The organism is Pseudomonas sp. 10S5 (genome assembly GCF_035019745.1).
GTDB lineage: Bacteria > Pseudomonadota > Gammaproteobacteria > Pseudomonadales > Pseudomonadaceae > Aquipseudomonas.
On sequence record NZ_JASJVL010000010.1, the window covers coordinates 141,029 to 158,099 of the forward strand.

At 55.5% G+C, this 17,071-nt stretch carries 17 protein-coding genes; 9 read left to right on the forward strand and 8 right to left on the reverse strand.

Features of this window, described 5'->3' with window-relative positions; genetic code table 11:
• The first annotated feature begins 154 nt into the window (after window positions 1-154).
• The gene (locus QN378_RS13210; RefSeq protein WP_322201225.1) at window positions 155-643 is read left to right on the forward strand and encodes a phosphate-starvation-inducible protein PsiE; all 489 of its coding nucleotides are present in this window, start codon (window positions 155-157) and stop codon (window positions 641-643) included.
• A gap of 6 nt (window positions 644-649) precedes the next feature.
• Here the strand turns inward: QN378_RS13210 and QN378_RS13215 are convergent, their stop codons facing one another.
• A complete protein-coding gene (locus QN378_RS13215; protein WP_322167806.1) occupies window positions 650-976 on the reverse strand; it encodes a DUF3509 domain-containing protein in 327 nt (108 codons plus the stop codon).
• 184 nt (window positions 977-1,160) lie between these two features.
• Window positions 1,161-1,577 (reverse strand): HPF/RaiA family ribosome-associated protein, encoded by a 417-nt coding sequence (locus QN378_RS13220; RefSeq protein ID WP_322167807.1) that lies wholly within the window; start codon window positions 1,575-1,577, stop codon window positions 1,161-1,163.
• Window positions 1,578-1,892: 315 nt separating this feature from the next.
• On the opposite strand from QN378_RS13220, the gene QN378_RS13225 reads away from it, so the two are divergent.
• Entirely contained in the window at window positions 1,893-2,477 is a 585-nt protein-coding gene (locus QN378_RS13225) for a hypothetical protein (protein ID WP_323551065.1), read from the forward strand.
• Window positions 2,478-2,483: 6 nt separating this feature from the next.
• Here the strand turns inward: QN378_RS13225 and QN378_RS13230 are convergent, their stop codons facing one another.
• Window positions 2,484-3,356 (reverse strand): AraC family transcriptional regulator, encoded by an 873-nt coding sequence (locus QN378_RS13230; protein ID WP_323551066.1) that lies wholly within the window; start codon window positions 3,354-3,356, stop codon window positions 2,484-2,486.
• Between the two features lie 134 nt (window positions 3,357-3,490).
• Here QN378_RS13230 and QN378_RS13235 point away from each other — a divergent pair, with 134 nt between their 5' ends.
• The gene (locus tag QN378_RS13235; protein WP_322201232.1) at window positions 3,491-4,390 is read left to right on the forward strand and encodes a DMT family transporter; all 900 of its coding nucleotides are present in this window, start codon (window positions 3,491-3,493) and stop codon (window positions 4,388-4,390) included.
• A gap of 190 nt (window positions 4,391-4,580) precedes the next feature.
• On the opposite strand, the gene QN378_RS13240 is transcribed toward QN378_RS13235, so the two are convergent.
• Together QN378_RS13240 and QN378_RS13245 are read right to left on the reverse strand one after the other, a co-directional pair.
• On the reverse strand, window positions 4,581-5,555 hold the full coding sequence (locus QN378_RS13240) for a D-glycerate dehydrogenase (RefSeq protein WP_323548922.1): 975 nt from the start codon (window positions 5,553-5,555) through the stop codon (window positions 4,581-4,583).
• A 33-nt stretch (window positions 5,556-5,588) separates the two neighbouring features.
• The gene (locus QN378_RS13245) at window positions 5,589-6,536 is read right to left on the reverse strand and encodes a LysR family transcriptional regulator (RefSeq protein ID WP_322201236.1); all 948 of its coding nucleotides are present in this window, start codon (window positions 6,534-6,536) and stop codon (window positions 5,589-5,591) included.
• A gap of 185 nt (window positions 6,537-6,721) precedes the next feature.
• Here QN378_RS13245 and QN378_RS13250 point away from each other — a divergent pair, with 185 nt between their 5' ends.
• The 4 genes from QN378_RS13250 to QN378_RS13265 are packed head-to-tail and all read left to right on the forward strand — an operon-like array spanning window position 6,722 to window position 11,570.
• Window positions 6,722-8,233: an efflux transporter outer membrane subunit gene (locus QN378_RS13250; protein WP_323548923.1), complete on the forward strand. Its 1,512-nt coding sequence runs from the start codon at window positions 6,722-6,724 to the stop codon at window positions 8,231-8,233.
• Between the two features lie 54 nt (window positions 8,234-8,287).
• Window positions 8,288-10,465, forward strand: a complete 2,178-nt coding sequence (locus QN378_RS13255; protein ID WP_323548925.1) for an FUSC family protein — start codon at window positions 8,288-8,290, stop codon at window positions 10,463-10,465.
• Window positions 10,455-10,655 carry a DUF1656 domain-containing protein gene (locus QN378_RS13260; protein WP_323548926.1) on the forward strand — a complete coding sequence of 67 codons (201 nt, stop codon included), beginning with the start codon at window positions 10,455-10,457 and terminating at the stop codon, window positions 10,653-10,655. Before QN378_RS13255 ends, QN378_RS13260 begins: the two co-directional genes overlap by 11 nt.
• A 54-nt stretch (window positions 10,656-10,709) precedes the next feature.
• Complete coding sequence (locus QN378_RS13265) at window positions 10,710-11,570, forward strand: HlyD family secretion protein (RefSeq protein WP_322201244.1); 861 nt, start codon at window positions 10,710-10,712, stop codon at window positions 11,568-11,570.
• A 164-nt stretch (window positions 11,571-11,734) separates the two neighbouring features.
• Here the strand turns inward: QN378_RS13265 and QN378_RS13270 are convergent, their stop codons facing one another.
• From QN378_RS13270 to yaaA, 3 genes are all read right to left on the reverse strand, one after another.
• Window positions 11,735-12,556, reverse strand: a complete 822-nt coding sequence (locus tag QN378_RS13270; protein WP_323548927.1) for an SDR family oxidoreductase — start codon at window positions 12,554-12,556, stop codon at window positions 11,735-11,737.
• A 19-nt stretch (window positions 12,557-12,575) separates the two neighbouring features.
• Window positions 12,576-13,034 carry a multidrug transporter gene (locus QN378_RS13275; protein ID WP_322201248.1) on the reverse strand — a complete coding sequence of 153 codons (459 nt, stop codon included), beginning with the start codon at window positions 13,032-13,034 and terminating at the stop codon, window positions 12,576-12,578.
• Window positions 13,035-13,202: 168 nt separating this feature from the next.
• The gene (gene yaaA / locus QN378_RS13280) at window positions 13,203-13,991 is read right to left on the reverse strand and encodes a peroxide stress protein YaaA (protein ID WP_322201250.1); all 789 of its coding nucleotides are present in this window, start codon (window positions 13,989-13,991) and stop codon (window positions 13,203-13,205) included.
• A gap of 209 nt (window positions 13,992-14,200) precedes the next feature.
• Here yaaA and QN378_RS13285 point away from each other — a divergent pair, with 209 nt between their 5' ends.
• Together QN378_RS13285 and QN378_RS13290 are read left to right on the forward strand one after the other, a co-directional pair.
• On the forward strand, window positions 14,201-15,325 hold the full coding sequence (locus QN378_RS13285) for a polysaccharide deacetylase family protein (protein WP_323548929.1): 1,125 nt from the start codon (window positions 14,201-14,203) through the stop codon (window positions 15,323-15,325).
• A gap of 348 nt (window positions 15,326-15,673) precedes the next feature.
• Window positions 15,674-17,068 (forward strand): PhoH family protein, encoded by a 1,395-nt coding sequence (locus tag QN378_RS13290; RefSeq protein WP_323548931.1) that lies wholly within the window; start codon window positions 15,674-15,676, stop codon window positions 17,066-17,068.
• The last annotated feature ends 3 nt before the right edge of the window (window positions 17,069-17,071 follow it).

Below are 17,071 nucleotides of genomic sequence, written 5' to 3' on the forward strand. Positions count from 1 at the left end.
AGCATTGCGGTGTTACTTGCGACAATCCACCACGCTCTCAATCCAAGACCTTGGCACCTGTCCTGCAAATAAAACCTATTACAAAAGACGACGCGACAGTAAATCGTCACCTCGGCACGGCATCATCCGCTCGAATTATTCAAGGAAGTACATTGTGAAAATCAACTGGGCTGAGTCTCTGCGTCAACACGTTCACGGGCTGGCCGAGTCACTGGGGAACTTGTGCGTCGAGACGTTCCATTACCTGGCGCTGTTCGCTATTGGCGCGGTAACGGCCTGGGCGGCGGTGATGGCGTTTATGGACATGCTGGAGAAGGGTCACATCACGGTCGATGACATTCTGTTGCTGTTCATCTATCTGGAGTTGGGCGCCATGGTCGGGATTTATTTCAAAACCAACCACATGCCGGTGCGGTTTCTGATTTACGTCGCCATCACCGCGTTGACCCGCTTACTGATCTCGGACGTATCGCACCACAACCCACCGGACCTCGGCGTGGTTTATCTTTCTGGTGCGATTTTGCTACTGGCATTCGCGATTTTGGTGGTGCGCTACGCGTCGTCGCAATTCCCGTCGGGTAAGGTTCCTGACCCGGACAGCAAAGCCAAGGGCGCGCTGACCGAGGAGAAAGGCGAATTGTAATTCGCGTTAGAAACCGGCCGATAGTTGCGGCTGGTTACTTAACCAATTCTTACGAGGAGCGGGTTTATCCAATTGATCGCTGTCGGTCATTGCCGCCAGAATGGCCACGGCGCTGTGGCCTTGTTCGATGGCGATGCCAAATTGCACGCTTTGGATGAGCCTGCGCAGTCGCTTGGGCTCATTGCGTTGCTCGGCACTGATCCAGCGCTTGGCGACGATGCCCGTCTCGTTGGATAAGGTCAGCATGATGCCGCCATCGAGCCCCTGAATGCTCAGATTGACTCGGTAATCAGGCTGAAAAACATCAGTGATCAGTTGAAAAGGGTTGTCCATAGCCTGCGCCTGGTCGAGAAGTCTATTTAAATTGACCGGCTGTCGGTGGTTTAAGTTCGCGACGTAAGACTAATGGCGATGATGGCGCCTCGGCATGCGCCATAAAAAAAGACAGCGCTGTTTTCACAGCGCCGTCCTTTTCAGATTGTTTCCATGGTGATGGTCGTCAATTGCGCGCTGCGGACTAACCGTGCAGGGCGTCCTCTTCTTTTTCCAAAAACTCTTCCTGAAGCATGGCATCCGGATTTTCAGAATCCGCGTCTATCTCCGCGTCTGTTACCGGCGCGCGTTTGTCGCGCAGTTTGCCGAACAAGTGTTCAAGGGCGTGATTGAGTTTCTCTGCCGCGCCTTCCACTGCCTGATCCAGTGTGTCGGCTTTGTGGGTAACCGAAATCGGTTGATGACCTTTTGGCCGGGCTTCCATCTGGCAGCGAATATCATGCGGGCCAGGCTTTTCGCCATTCTCGTCGCGGATATGAACCTCAACGCGCGTTAGATCTTCTTCGTAGCGTTCGAGCGTGCTTTCAACGGTGGTACGGACCCACTCCTCCAGTCGGATGCTGTTTTCAATATGGTTATCGCTATTGACCTGGATTTGCATAGTTTTTTCCTTACTTAAGGCTTACTCACATGAGAACGATCAGCCTGCCTCGGGTTCGAGGAATAACCACTCGCCTCTCACCCTCAGTGTTGGCCCCGATGAGGAAACAATTCAACCCCTTGATAGCAAATATATTTTGTGGCGGAAAAGGCGAAGGTGGCAGGGATTTTGACTGGACGGCGTGCCGGCCGATGTGATTGGAGCCGTAGGTCAAGGCAGAGATCGGGACGTTTCCTACATCTCAGGCGGAATCCCCTGATTGGCAGTGTTGGATTTTCAAAGCAAATTCTCTGCATTCCATTGACGGAAATAGGTATGAACAAATATCTGATCCCGCTGCTTGCCTGTTCTGCCTCGTTCTCTGTTTGGGCAGACAACTGCGAACAGAAAAAATTATCTTTCGGTGCTCTGCCATTTGCGCAGAGTGACGGGTTGGCGGTAATCATTGGTCCTTACCAATTCAACCTGCCTGAAGCACCCACTGCGCTAGTTGCGTTCGACGGAATATTGGCCGCTTACCCCGAAAAAAAGTACGTAAGTTATCAACTTATAACCAATGACAGTGTTGCAGGTGCTCTGTCTCAATTCACGACGAAAAAACTCTCAAGCGCTGATTTAGATCGTTATCTATATGGGCTTTATAGTTTGGAAAGTCTGAATGAAACAGATCAGGCACTGGTTAGAGATATGCGTTCTGACATGCAGCTCGACTGCCGTGCCCGACTGACGAATTTCGCCGTGGGCTATGGTGTTGAAGCCATTTTTCAAGAAGCTACACCAACCGATCCAGAGCACCGAATTTTGCTTTTCGCGAATGATTCTACGTATTTGATCAGTGTGAGGGGTGCCAAGGAGATGGCGCTAAATGTTCTGCAGACCATAACGCTCAAGAAACAGTAAAACAGCCTACAAAAACGCCAACCGATACTCCCCCGGCGTCGCCCCCATCGCCTGTCTAAACCGGTTATTGAAATGACTCGCACTGGCAAATCCACAGGCCATTGCAATACTTCCCGACGGTTGTTGGCTTGTGCGCAGGAGTTGCTGTGCGTAGTTCATGCGGCGCGCCAACAAATACTGATGCGGCGGTAAGCCAAAACTTTCGCGAAACATCCGGGCAAAGTGGTATTCGGACAATGCACAGAGCGCTGCAAGTTCGCCCAGGCTTATTGGGTCTGCCAGACGATGTTCGATGTAGTCCACTAAGTGTCGCCGTAGATGCGGGGCGAGGCCGCCTTTGAGGCGGAGGCCGTGGCGTTGGCCGACTTGGTTGAGCAGGGCGTGGCTGAGCATTTCGTGGGCGAGGCTGCTGGTTAGCAGGCGTTCACCGGGTTCACTCCAATCCAGTTGGATTATGCGGCGAAAACGTTGAGCTTGTTCGGCATCGTCGATAAACGTGCTTTCGCGCAATTGCAGTTCCCGGGGCTCACGGTCGAGCAGGGTGACGCAGCCCAGGGCGAATTGTTCAGGGCTGATGTACACATGCGCGAGGCGAATTTCGCCATTGATGACCCAGGCCGACTCATGCCCCGCCGGCAAAATACAGAGCTTTCCTGGACTGCCTTTCTCATTTGGACGGTCGCGACGGTAGGTACCGGTGCCGCCGGCGATGTAACACGACAGGGTGTGGTGGCTGGGTGCTTGGTATTCCTGCGCATCGTGATGGTTGTTCCACAGGGCTGCGACCATCCCGTCACCCAGGCCCGCGCTTTGTTCGAGGCGAGCATTGGGCGAGCTGTTCAGGGCTTGAAAGACCTGGATGGTTTCCAGTGGCGGCATAACGAATTCCTCTAACTTCGCATCCTATCAAGTCGCTTACGTGTTGCCAGTCGCCAAACGATCAAAAGCGCAAGTTTGTGCAAGTCGGCCCTGAGACGAAACCTCAGACTGGAGCTCAATTAAGGAGCCCACCGATGAACCTCTCTTTGTACCTGCTCACCGTACTGATCTGGGGCACCACCTGGATTGCCCTCAAATGGCAGTTGGGCGATGTGGCGATTCCGGTGTCGATCGTCTATCGCTTTGGCTTCGCGGCCTTGGTGCTGTTCGTGATCCTACTGCTCAGCGGTCGGCTGCAGAAGGTCAATCGGCGCGGCCAACTGCTTTGTCTGGCGCAGGGCCTCTGCCTGTTCTGCGTGAACTTCATGTGTTTTTACACCGCCAGCCAATGGATTCCCAGCGGCTTGATCGCCGTCGTGTTTTCCACCTCGACGCTTTGGAATGCGCTGAACGCTCGACTCTTTTTCCGCCAGAAAGTCGCGCGTAACGTATTGGCTGGTGGTGGCTTGGGGTTGATCGGTCTGGCGTGCATGTTTTGGCCTGAATTGTCCGGGCATACCGCCAGCCATGAAACCTTGATCGGCTTGGGCTTGGCGCTGCTGGGTACGCTGTGTTTCTCAGCGGGGAATATGCTGTCCAGCTTGCAACAGAAAGCAGGGTTGAGACCGCTAACCACCAATGCATGGGGGATGCTCTACGGGGCGACAATGTTGGCGGTGTATTGCGTAGTGAGCGGCACACCCTTCAGTTTTGAATGGAGCACCCGTTACATCGGGTCGTTGGTGTATTTGGTGATTGCGGGTTCCGTGATTGGTTTTACCGCCTACCTGACGTTGGTCGGGCGTATGGGGCCGGAGCGTGCAGCGTATTGCACGGTGCTGTTCCCGGTAGTGGCATTGAATATTTCGGCTTTTGCCGAAGGTTACCAATGGACATTGCCCGCGTTGATGGGGCTGGTATTGGTGATGTTAGGGAATGTGTTGGTGTTTCGTAAGCCAAAACCGGTGACGGTGGTGACGGGAACGCTGGCATAGACCGCCTCGCCAACAAGTTGGTATCTACAGAGGGGTTATGTCTGTAGTCGCCAACGTGTTGGCGAAGCAAGCAACGCGGTTTAGCGGCGAAACCGAGGTGTTGTCTTCCCGAATGAATTCGGTCCTACAGGATTCGCGCCACGCCATGCGCATTGATCTCTCCCTTCAACGGGCACGGTCTAGGGAGAAATCAGCCGTTCCACACCTGCGGGTTCACCAGGTCCTGCGGTTTCTCACCGAGCAATGCGCTGCGCAGATTCTGATACGCACGGTCAGCCATGGCCTGGCGCGTCTCGTGGGTGGCCGAGCCAATGTGCGGCAGGGTTACAGCGTTGCTCAGTTGGAACAGCGGTGATTCTGCCAGTGGTTCTTTTTCATACACGTCCAGCCCCGCACCGCGAATCGTGGCGTTTTTCAGCGCTTCGATCAGCGCCGGTTCATCAACCACCGGGCCGCGGGAGATGTTGATCAGGATCGCGCTTGGCTTCATCAGCGCCAGTTCGCGTGTGCCAATAAGGTGTTTGGTTTTTTCGCTCAACGGTACGACGAGGCAGACGAAATCCGATTCGCCGAGCAGTTGATCAAGGCTGCGAAACTGCGCACCCATCTGCTGTTCCAGCTCTGGCTTATGGCTGTTGCCGCTGTACAGAATCGGCATGTTGAAACCGAAGTGGCCACGTCGGGCAATAGACGCTCCGATGTTGCCCATGCCAACGATGCCCAAGGTTTTGCCGTGCACGTCGGTGCCGAAATGCCCGGCTTCGATCGAGCGTTTCCAGTGGCCGGCCTTGGTCCAGGCATCCAGTTCAGCGACGCGGCGAGCGCTGCTCATCAACAGCGCGAAGGCCAAGTCAGCGGTGCTTTCAGTCAGCACGTCCGGGGTGTTGGTCAGCATGATGCCGCGCTCATTGAAGTAGCCCAGCTCGTAGTTGTCGTAACCCACCGAGATGCTCGACACCACCTCCAGGTTGCTGGCGCTCTGCAACTGCTCGCGGCCCAGCTTGCGCCCGGCGCCAATCATGCCGTGGGCATGGGGCAGCGCGGCGTCGAATTGTTCATTCATATCGCCCAATTTCGGGTCGGGTACGATCACGTTGAAATCTTGCTGCAGGCGCTCGGCCATTTCGGGGGATACGCGGCTGAACGCAAGGACAGTCTTTTTCATCGGGCGCTAATCTCGAACGGTTAAATGGAAATGTCAGACGATGTTGAGTAAATCATGGGTTTTCAAATCAGCTTCATGGGCGGCCAGAATCTCCGGCAGCGACCCGCGCAGGTATTCGACCCATGTCCTGATTTTTGCATCCAGGTACTGGCGCGACGGATAGATTGCGTACAGATTTAATTCTTGCGAACGGTAGCTAGTCAGCACCCGCACCAACGTGCCGTCGCGCAACCCCTCAATAGCCGAATAAATCGGCAAAATGCCGACCCCCATCCCGCTGCAAATTGCCGCTTTCATGGCGTCGGCCGAATTGACCAAAAACGGCGAGGTGACAATGGTGACCATCTCCTGGCCTTCAGGGCCGTCGAACACCCATTTTTCCAGTGGGAACACCGGGCTAACCAACCGCAGACAGGCGTGGTTGAGTAAATCCTGGGGTTTTTGTGCGGCCCCGAAAGCGTTGATGTAGGCGGGTGAGGCGCACACAATGCTGTAGGTGATGCCCAGGCGCTGGGAAACAAAACCCGAATCCGCGAGCTCTGTGGCCAGTACGATGGAAACGTCGTAGCCTTCTTCAAGCAAATCAGGTCCGCGGTTGCCCATGGTTAAGTCGAAGCTTACGTCCGGATGGTGCTTGCGATAACGGGCGATTGCGTCAATTACGTAGTGTTGCCCGACGCCGGTCATCGAATGAACTTTCAGCTGACCTGACGGACGCGCGTGGGCATCGCTGGCTTCTGCCTCGGCTTCTTCGACATAGCCGAGAATCTGTTCGCAACGCAACAGGTAGCGCTTGCCCGCTTCCGTTAGGGCAATACGCCGCGTGGTGCGGTTCAGCAGACGTGTTTGCAGGTGCGCTTCAAGGTTGGAGACTGCACGCGATACGTTTGCGGTGGTTGTATCGAGCTGTACCGCAGCGGCAGTAAAACTGCCCGCTTGCGCCACACAGCTGAAAGCACGCATGTTTTGCAGGGTATCCATTGGCAGTTCTCTGATGAGATTGACAAATTGTGACATGAAGTAACGGTTGGATGTGAACCAAACCCGCTGATTATCCCCCGTTCTGTAACAAAGAATCGCACTTCACCGGTCTTATCGTCGCCTTGACCGCCCTCTAGAATCGATGCATATCCTCCGCAGTACACCTAAGTCGGGAATTTGCAGCAGTGCCGCGTCGCATGTCCAGAGGGCTCAAACCCCTATTTGTTATGGCTCTTTCGCTGGCAATCGGCGGCTGCATTGGAACCGGAGGCATTGGCCCTCAGGAGCATTCCATTCCAGCCAACGAACTGGCAACGGATGAGGCGATCCAGAGTGCTGCCAAAGAGGCGCACTGGCCAGCTTCGCAATGGTGGCGTGCCTATGGTGATGAGCAGCTTGATCGCTGGATCGAACTGGCGGCCAAAGACAGCCCAAGTCTGGCAATGGCCGCCGCACGAGTGCGTCAGGCCAAGGCAATGGCAGGTGTCGCCGAGTCGGCCGAATCGCTGCACGTCAGTGGCGATTCGAACCTTAAAAGGCATAATTGGCCAACCGATCAGTTTTACGGCCCAGGTCAACTGGCCAATACCAGCACTTGGGACAACAATGCCTCAATGGGCCTTCGCTATTCTCTAGACCTTTGGGGTCAAGAGAGCAATACCACAGAGCGAGCGTTGGATATGGCTCATATGAGCGCCGCCGAAGCGCGTTTGGCTCAGCTTGAGCTACAAAACGACATCATCCGAGCGTATATCCAGTTGTCGCTTAATTACGCACAGCGCGACATCGTTGAGGCGACGCTGGCCCAGCAAGAGCAAATTCTGCAACTGGCACAACGGCGCTTTAACGGGGGCCTGGGTACTCATTTCGAAATCAGTGAGGCCCAAACCCCGTTGCCTGAAACCCATCGTCAGATCGATTCCCTGGACGAGGCCATCGCGCTGAGCGGTAATCAGCTGGCTGCGCTGGCTGGCAAAGGCCCTGGGGAGGGTGCACGTTTGAAGCGCCCGACACTGTCGTTGCAAACTGCGTTGAAACTGCCTTCGTCGCTGCCCGCCGCCTTACTCGGTCAGCGTCCCGACGTGGTAGCTAGCCGCTGGCGGGTTGCGGCTCAAGCGCGTGGCATTGACGTTGCGCACGCTGGTTTCTATCCCAACGTCGATTTGGCCGGCAGCCTCGGTTTCGTCGCAACCGGAGGTGGGATGTTGTCGTTTCTGGCGGGTAACAAATTCAACTACAGCGTCGGACCGGCCATTACCTTACCGATCTTCGACGGCGGCCGTTTGCGCTCGGAGTTGGGTGAAGCCTCTGCCGGTTATGACATTGCTGTGGCGCAGTACAACCAGACGTTGGTTACCGCGTTGAAAGAAATTTCAGACCAATTGATTCGCCGTGAGTCGATGGCCAAGCAGCAAGCGTTTGCGGCTGAGTCCGTGGGCGCAGCGCAAAAGACCTATGACATTGCGAAGGTCGCTTACACCCGTGGCCTGACTGATTACCTGAGCGTGCTCAATGCGCAGACCTTGCTGTTCCGCCAGCAACAGATTCAACAGCAGGTCCAAGCGGCGCGTCTGACAGCACATGCCGAGTTGGTGGTGGCGTTGGGTGGTGGTTTGTCAGCGGGTGCTGATTCACCCAAAGACGAGAGGACCGTGCCGTCGAAAGTCCCCGCTGCACTTGCGGCGTTTGACCATTGAAAAATTTCGGTGCCGCTTCGCGAATGAATCGCTCCCACAGGGTTGGCTGCGCACATGATTAGCTTTTTTCGCTCCCTGGAATGGCGCCGCGAGTTTTTCGCATGGGCACGCAGCGACGGGGTGACTTGGATTTACATTTTTAAAGTGCTGTTTGCGGCCTTCGTGACGTATTGGATCGCGCTTCGTCTAGAACTGCCGCAACCGCGCACGTCGATGATCACCGTCTTTATCGTCATGCAACTGCAAAGCGGACATGTGTTCGCTAAAAGCTTCTATCGGATTATCGGCACCTTGGCCGGCTCAGCCATGATGGTGTTGTTAATGTCTTTGTTCGCCCAAAACAGCGAGCTGTTCCTCGGCAGCCTGGCGTTGTGGGTTGGCTTTTGTTCGGCGGGCGCTGCGCGTTATCGAAACCTGCGGGCGTACAGTTTTGTTCTCGCCGGTTACACCGCAGCGATGATCGGCTTGCCAGCATTGGCGCACCCCGAAGGCGCCTTCATGGCAGCCGTCTGGCGGGTGCTGGAAATCTCCCTTGGAATTGTCTGCTCGACCGTAGTCAGCGCCGCGATCCTGCCGCAAAGCACTAGCGCCGCCATGCGTAACGCGCTCTATCAACGTTTCGGCGTGTTTGCCCGATTTGCCGCTGATGGCATACGCGGCCTCAGTGAGCGGACGGCCTTCGAAGCAAGCAACGTTCGCTTCATCACCGAAGCCGTCGGGTTGGAAGGTCTGCGCAGCGTCACGGTGTTTGAAGACCCGCACATGCGTCGTCGCAACGGCCGATTGAATCGTCTGAACAGCGAATTCATGGCCATTACCACCCGCTTCAACGCCCTGCATCAATTGCTCGAACGGTTACGCTCACGGGGCTTGACGCAAGTGGTGTCGGCCATCGACCCGGGTCTTGCGACCCTGGCTGAACTGCTCGACGGTTTTGCCGGACGGGCGTTGACCATTGCTGATGCCGCGTCACTTGAGCGTCAATTGGCGGCCTATAAAATCAGCTTGCCTGATCAGGTGCGCAGCCTGCGTGAGACGCTGGTCGCGGGCCGCCCTAGCCCCGCAGACCTGTTGGATTTCCACACCGCGTTTGAGCTGCTGTACCGCTTCGTCAACGACCTGCACAACTACGCGCAAACCCATGCGTCATTGGGCGATCACCATCATGTTCGCGAGCAGTGGACTGAGTCGTTCAAGTCCACCACCAGTTGGTTGTCGTCAGCAGCATCGGGGATTCGTGCGGTATTCATCGTCGGCGCGCTGAGCGCGTATTGGCTGGCCACGGCCTGGCCGAGCGGCATGACCATGATCTTAGTGTCGGCGGCAACGGTTGCGTTGTCCGCCACTACACCGAACCCCAAGCGTATGGCATTCCAAATGGCCTGCGGCACGCTGATGGCAGCGGTGTTCGGCTTCGTCGAAACCTTCTTTATTTTCCCCTTCATCGACGGCTTTCCGTTGCTTTGCGTGGTGCTGGCTCCGGTGTTCGTCATTGGTGCCTTCCTGGCCTCCCGGCCCCAATGGGCCGGTATCGGACTTGGGTTGCTGATATTTTTCAGCATTGAATCGATACCCAGCAACATGACCCTTTTTGACCCGTACCTTTACGTCAATGATTACATCGCGATGATTATCGGCATGTTGGTCTGTGCTGCAGCAGGGGCAATCATCCTGCCGCCCAACAGCCGCTGGTTGTGGCGTCGGCTGGAACTTCATCTGCGTCGGCAAGTGTTGTTCGCCATCAGCGCACCCCTACGCGGCTTGGGCCCGGGTTTCGAAAGCCGCACCCGCGATCTGCTGCACCAGGCCTATGGGCTGGCCGCCGGCCAGCCGCAGGTGCAGCGCGGATTATTGCGCTGGATGTTCGTGGTGCTGGAAGTGGGTCACGCGATTATCGAGTTGCGCCGTGAACAAGAGGTGCTGCCGGATTTCGCGTGCTATGCCCATTACCAGCCTTGGCGCCATGCGATCCGGCTTATGGGGCGTTCGTTGGTACGATTGTTCGTTCAGCCTGGTAGGAACAACCTTGAACGCAGCTTGAGCGCGGTTAATCACGCTATCGTCTGCGTGCAGCTAACCGACGAACCCTTCGCCCCGCACTTTGAAACTTCAGCGTTACGCAGGGTTGAGAGCTATCTGCACTTCATCCGTACTTCGTTACTTGATCCGCAATCACCCCTGGCTGCGTACGCTGCCAACCGTGAGCCGCAAGGACTTCCGCATGCCTCGTGAAATAGCGTTCCACGGTCTCTACATGCCGACGGTGACCGTGATGTTTTTGGTCGCGACGGTATTGGCCTGGGTGCTGGACAGAATTCTGTCGGCGTTTGATCTGTACCGTTTTTTCTGGCACCCGGCGCTGTTGCGCCTGAGCATGTTTGCTTGCATTTTCGGGGTGCTGGGGCTGACGGTTTACGGTTGAAGTCCGGCTGTTTGCAACACCCTTTTTGCCTCCGCCCTTTCTTTGAGAACCAGGATGAAAAAGCTCTTCAGTCTGACCGCCACGTTACTGGTCCTGGCCTTGGCCATTTGGATAGGTCACAGCCTGTGGGTTAACTACATGAACACACCGTGGACCCGCGATGGTCGCGTGCGCGCCGATGTGATCAACGTAGCGGCCGACGTGACTGGAACCGTGGTCGATGTGCCAGTGCGTGATAACCAGCAAGTGAAGAAGGGCGATTTGCTGATGCAGATCGACCCCGATCATTACCAGATCGCAGTTAAAGAGGCACAGGCGAACGTCGCTTCACGCAAAGCCACCTGGGAGATGCGCAAGCTCAATGCCAGCCGCCGCGCAGACATGGACAGCCTGGTGATTTCCCGTGAAAGTCGCGACGATGCCAGCAATATAGCCGTTTCAGCTCAAGCCGATTATCAGTTGGCCCAGGCGCAACTTGAGGCAGCAGAGCTCAACTTGCAACGCACCAAGGTGGTGGCGTCGGTGGACGGCTACGTTACCAACCTCAACGTGCATCGGGGTGATTACGCGCGAATTGGCGAAGCGAAAATGGCCGTCGTCGACATGAACTCGTTCTGGGTCTACGGCTTCTTCGAAGAAACAAAGTTGCCGCACATCCGTGTGGGTGACCCGGCTGACATGCAGCTAATGAGCGGTCAGTTACTCAAGGGTCACGTGGAAAGCATTGCCCGTGCGATTTATGACCGTGATAACCCGGAGAGCCGCGAACTGATCGCCGACGTCAACCCGACCTTCAACTGGGTCCGCCTGGCGCAGCGGCTGCCAGTGCGGATCCATTTGGACAGCGTGCCCGACGGCGTGGTGTTGGCGGCGGGCAGCACCTGCACCGTGATTGTTAACCCAGGGGTTAACTGATAGTCGTCAAACGCGCATTGCTTATTGATAAAAATAATTCTGCAGAGCCCGACGAAGGTTGTGATGAATCTGCCTATTGTCCTATGGCTGCCTGAGCTGCTGTGGGACTGAGTCAATGAAATCGCAAGACCTTTTTCGGTGGCTACTACAGAGAATGGGTTTGTTCACAATACTTTGTCTAAACCAAACCGCTTGCGCAGTCCTCTTTCCAGCAAACTTTTGGGTACTAGCGCCGCTATCAATGGCAGCGCTCGGCAGCCGTTTCCCAGGCGTAGCAAGCGTGGCGGTTTTCGTTTTTTCACCGCGTTGAGCAAATCGAGGGCGAATGCCGTGGCAGATGTCGGATTGCCTTGTGAGGCATTGGCTCTGGCGCGAATCGCCTCGCGCAACGGCCACCACGGCGAAGACTCAGCGATCAACAACTCAGCTTCACGGGTCGCATTGCTGGCAAAGCGCGTGTCGATAGCCCCGGGCTGGACCTCCATAACCTTGATGCCGAACGGCGCCAGCTCCAGGCGTAGCGCATCGCTGAGCGCATGCACGGCGGCTTTCGAGGCGCAATATGCACCCGCAAATGGCGTCACCAGAACCCCTGAAACGCTGCCAATGTTTACCACCATTCCCTTACTTTGGCGTAACAATGGGAGCAGCGCCTGGGTCACGCCGACCACCGAAAATACGTTGGTTTCAAACTGCCGCCGCATGGCCTCCACACCGCCATCCAGCAACGGACCCATTGCGCCATACCCAGCATTATTAATCAGCAAGTCAAGCCCACCGTGGGCTGCGAGCTTCATTTTCAGGCGCTCAAGGGCTTCGCCATTGTTGACGTCTAACTCAACGGCGAAAAATCCAGCGGCATCCAGCGCTGCTACATCGTCGGCTTTACGCGCAGTGGCCCACACTTCATAGCCCGCCGTTTTGAACACGTCTGCCAGTGCCCGGCCAATGCCACTGGAACACCCGGTGATGAGAGCGATAGGCATAGTTTTCCCTTATTGTTTTTTAGAAATTGCCCTGTAAATGCTCAGCCCGAAACTCGACCGTTTCTGCACGATAACCGGGCCGCAACGGCGGTATTGGTAGACAGTCTTGCCAATCTCCCCCGGCCTTTAATTCACCGGGGCCGCGATAACGAGGTGCAGCATAGACATCATCGGCCAGGTTCACCGTGTCGCCAGGTCGATAGGCCGCTACGCGCCATTGCAATGCCAACAGTGGTTGGTTGTTACCGTTGTGTAATTGAACCCGCAAAGGGTTATCAGCTGGACAGCGTTCAGGCGAATAACTCAGGCGCAGCTCAAGCCGCTCCAACTGCCGGGTGTCCTGACTGTCCTGCCACAGGACCCACAACGTCACTAGCCCTAGACACAGCGCCGCCGCCAACGACACCAGCAAGGCTTTGGTGGGGTAGCGCTGTAGCAGGACGAGCCATATAAGGATTAGCGCGATGCCAATCAGCATTAAGAAACGCCTTGTTTGATACAGATGTTCGGCATCGTACAGAAGTGCAGGTGGGATTGACCAACCGCCAGATCACTCATTGACCGACATCCAGACTTTGCGCCCTGAGTAGCCGTTTAGGTTTTAATGGCTGATTTGGGATATGCACATACTAAGGAACCTTGCCGATCATCGGTGTAACTCGGTCGGGGTGTCTCGCAGGAAAACAAAGGTGTCGGTCTTCGACTGCTCAGGGCTGTAGCGATAGCCATGGGCATCAAATTGCTTCAGCGCTTCGGGGTTGCTGATTTGTTCTTTGATCACAAACCGGCTCATCATGCCGCGCGCTTTCTTTGCGTAGAAGCTGATGATTTTGTATTGGCCGTTTTTCAGGTCACGGAATTCGGTATTGATGATTCGGGCGTTGAGTGCCGAGCGTTTCACCGCTGAAAAATACTCGTTTGACGCCAGGTTCAGCAGCACATCATCGCCTTGTTCGAGCAACGCCTGGTTCAGCCACTCACTGATTTGCGTGCCCCAGAACGCATACAAGTCTTTGCCGCGAGCGTTGGCCAGCTTGGTGCCCATCTCCAGCCGATACGGTTGCATCAAGTCCAGCGGGCGCAATAGACCATACAGGCCAGAAAGCATCCGCAGGTGGTCTTGGGCGTAAGTGAAATCGGCGTCGGTGAAGTTTTCTGCCTGGAGTCCGGTGTAAACATCACCTTTGAACGCCAGTAGCGCCTGCTTGGCGTTTTCGGGTGTGAAATCAGGTGTCCAGCTGCCGAAGCGAGCGGCGTTAAGGCCAGAGAGTTTGTCTGACAGGTGCATCAAGTCGGCGATTTGGGCTGGCGCCATCTCCCGCAGCTGGATGATCAGCTCTTGAGAATGGTCAAGGTACTGCGGCTGGGTGAAGCGCTTCGTGACCGGCGGGGTCTCAAAGTCGAGGGTTTTGGCCGGGGAAATCACCATCAGCATAAAATCGTCTCCTGGAATCGTGAGCGCGATTCTAGGGTACAACGCAAGGTCAGTGGCGATAGATTCTGAGCCAACTTGTTGGCGAGGGGGCTAAACGACAGGCTGCTTCACGCCTCTGGCCAACAAGTTGGCTTCTAAAGAGCATCTGTGGCTCACCTGGGTCATGGGCAGGTTATAGTGCGCCGCGAGGTATTTCTGGGGATGTGACTGTGCGCTTTGTTTTTTTTATTTTGGCCGGTCTGTTCTGGCTCAACGCCCACGCTGCTGGCCCGGTACCGCTGGCGACGATTGATCGCAGCGTATGGCCGGAACAATTGGCCACCCCCGCATTATTCGATGTCGCATCGCGCGCCGAAATCCTGGCGTTTGCCCATGCGTTGGTTGTGAGTGAAGGCCAGGATGAAAACGCTCTTAAAGCGAGATTGGGCCTAAGAAAAATCAACATGGTTTCGCTGAATCTGATCCGTCGGCGCTTATGGACGCGTTTGTTGGAGAACTATCAATATGCCCAGCAAAGCTGCGAACAGGACGCTTCGTTTTGTGTGTTGGTCGAAGACATGGCGATGCTCCGCGAGCAAGCCACCAAGTTCAAGATCGCCGATGACTCGTTTTACGCCGCTTGGGATCTCCCCAGTCATGCCTTCCATGAGCGTTACCTGACCGAGCTCCTGCATATGGCGGCACTGTTTCCGCTGACCAGCAACGAGATCGAACGCTATAACTCTGACGAACTGACCGGCGATGAACTCGGCGATCGCACCTTCCTGCTCAGCTTCAACAGCGGCCCGACCGTGGTGGATGGCACCACCGACTGGCTGACCGATTACCTGCGTCAGCGCAAACTCAATGCCACGTTCTTTGTGCTTGGGAAAACTTTCCAGACACGTGAAAGCGAAAGCTCGGCGGCCGATATGCAGGCGTTGTACAAACAACAATGTGTTGGGTCGCAAGGCTGGCAATACCGCTCGCACAGCCAATGGGTCGACTGGCAGAGCTCAGTAATGCGCAGTGCGGCATTGTTGCAGCAAGCGCTGCCAGAAAATTACGTACCGTTGTTCCGACCGCCCTACAGTCAACGTCGGTCCGACAGCGCCGAGTTCTTCCGCGCTCAAGGTTTGAAAGTCTCGTTATGGAATATCGATTCGGAAGATTGGAGCCGTGCTATCTCAGCTGAGCAGGCTGGCCAACGGGTGCTGACGTTGATGTTGCTGTGGCGGCGGGGGGTGGTCGTATTCCATGACATCAACAACAAAATCGAAACAGCGTTGCCTTGGTTGCTCGCCAGCACTGCACAAAGTGGACTTCAATGGCAGGATTGCCACCATTATCCCTGAAAGGCCCGGTAGGTCGGGCTGTGCATCCATTTGAGTGGAGGGAGGAATTGAATTTTTTTAGCAATTTGGATCGGGCGGACTTCCGACTTTAACGGTGCTGGAGCGCGCCGCCAAGGGCTATTCGTCACACCGCAAAATAAACTTCAAAAAAGTGTCAAAGAGCTTTTTACTGTCATGCCTTTTGCGGTATTACCACTGTAGATCGCCGAAACCTGCAACACAGGTGGCGTCATCCCAGACCCATCTTGAGCATGTCTCCCCTGCCTGAAGAGGAGAGTTCGGCGGCCTTATCGTGGCGCAGTACTGTGCAGTATTGCGTCGCTTGGCTTCTAAAAAAGGTGAGCGAGTATGGATGATCACGGACGCACCCCTTCATCTGACCAGCCAATTATGTACGTGCTTGATACCAACGTACTGATCCATGATCCAAATGCTTTATTGAACTTCGAAGAGCATCACGTTTCCATCCCCATGACCGTGCTTGAGGAGTTAGACAAGCTCAAAGCGGGGAAGCACTCCGTCGCTGCCGAATGCCGTCAAGCTATTCGACTGATCGACAAAACATTGGGCGGCGCTACACCAGAGGAGGTTGAGTTAGGCGTACCGATTGATCGCGGCACCGGTATCTGCAAGGGCTTTCTGTCGATCCTCATGAACAAGCGGCATGAGCCCAACAACTTGTTGCCTGAACATCTGAACGACAACATCATCATCAATCAATTGATCGACCTGCACACGCGCAACAAGGATTTGCGTCTGGTGCTGGTGACCAAAGATATCAACATGCGCCTCAAGGCGCGGGCGTGTGGGATCGCCTCCGAGGATTACAGTACTGATCAACTGGTCGACGACGTTTCCATGTTGTCGCGTGGTTATCACACCATGACCGGCTCTTTTTGGGACCGTGTCAGCAAGGTTGAAACTCGCCAGGATCACGGACGCACTTGGCACCGCGTGCAGCTCACCGATAACCTGCCTGCGGTACACATCAATGAATTCATCATTGATGCACAGGGTTTTGTGGGTTGGATCAAAGGCATCAAAGCTGATGAATTGCTGATTCTGGATATGCACCAAGAACCTTTGCTGCACCAGGAAGCTTGGGGCCTCAAACCACGTGACATTTATCAGGGGCTCGCGTTGTTCGCCTTGCTTGACCCTGATATCCACTTGGTCAACCTGTCGGGTGCAGCCGGTTCCGGTAAAACCATTCTGGCGTTGGCCGCTGCAATCGAACAGACCATGGTCAGCAAGCGTTATCGCCGCATCATCGCGACTCGTAGCGTGCAAGGTCTGGATCAGGAGATCGGTTTCCTGCCCGGCACCGAAGCCGAGAAAATGGAGCCTTGGTTAGGCGCCATCACCGACAACCTTGAAGCGCTGCACATGGACGATGAAAATACCCACGGCAGTGTTGATTACATCCTCAGCAAAGTGCCGTTGCAGTTCAAATCCCTTAACTACATCCGAGGCCGCAGCTTCCAGCAAAGCCTGATCCTCATCGACGAATGCCAAAACCTCACACCGCACCAGATGAAAACCATCATCACCCGTGCCGGTGCCGGCTCCAAAGTAGTGTGCCTGGGTAACCTGGCGCAAATCGATACGCCTTACCTGTCGGCCACCAGTTCTGGCCTCACCTACCTGACGGAGCGTTTCAAAGATTTCCCCAATGGTGTGCACATCGCCCTGCAAGGCGTGCCACGCTCAATCCTGGCTGAGTATGCGGAGTCGCATCTGTAACCG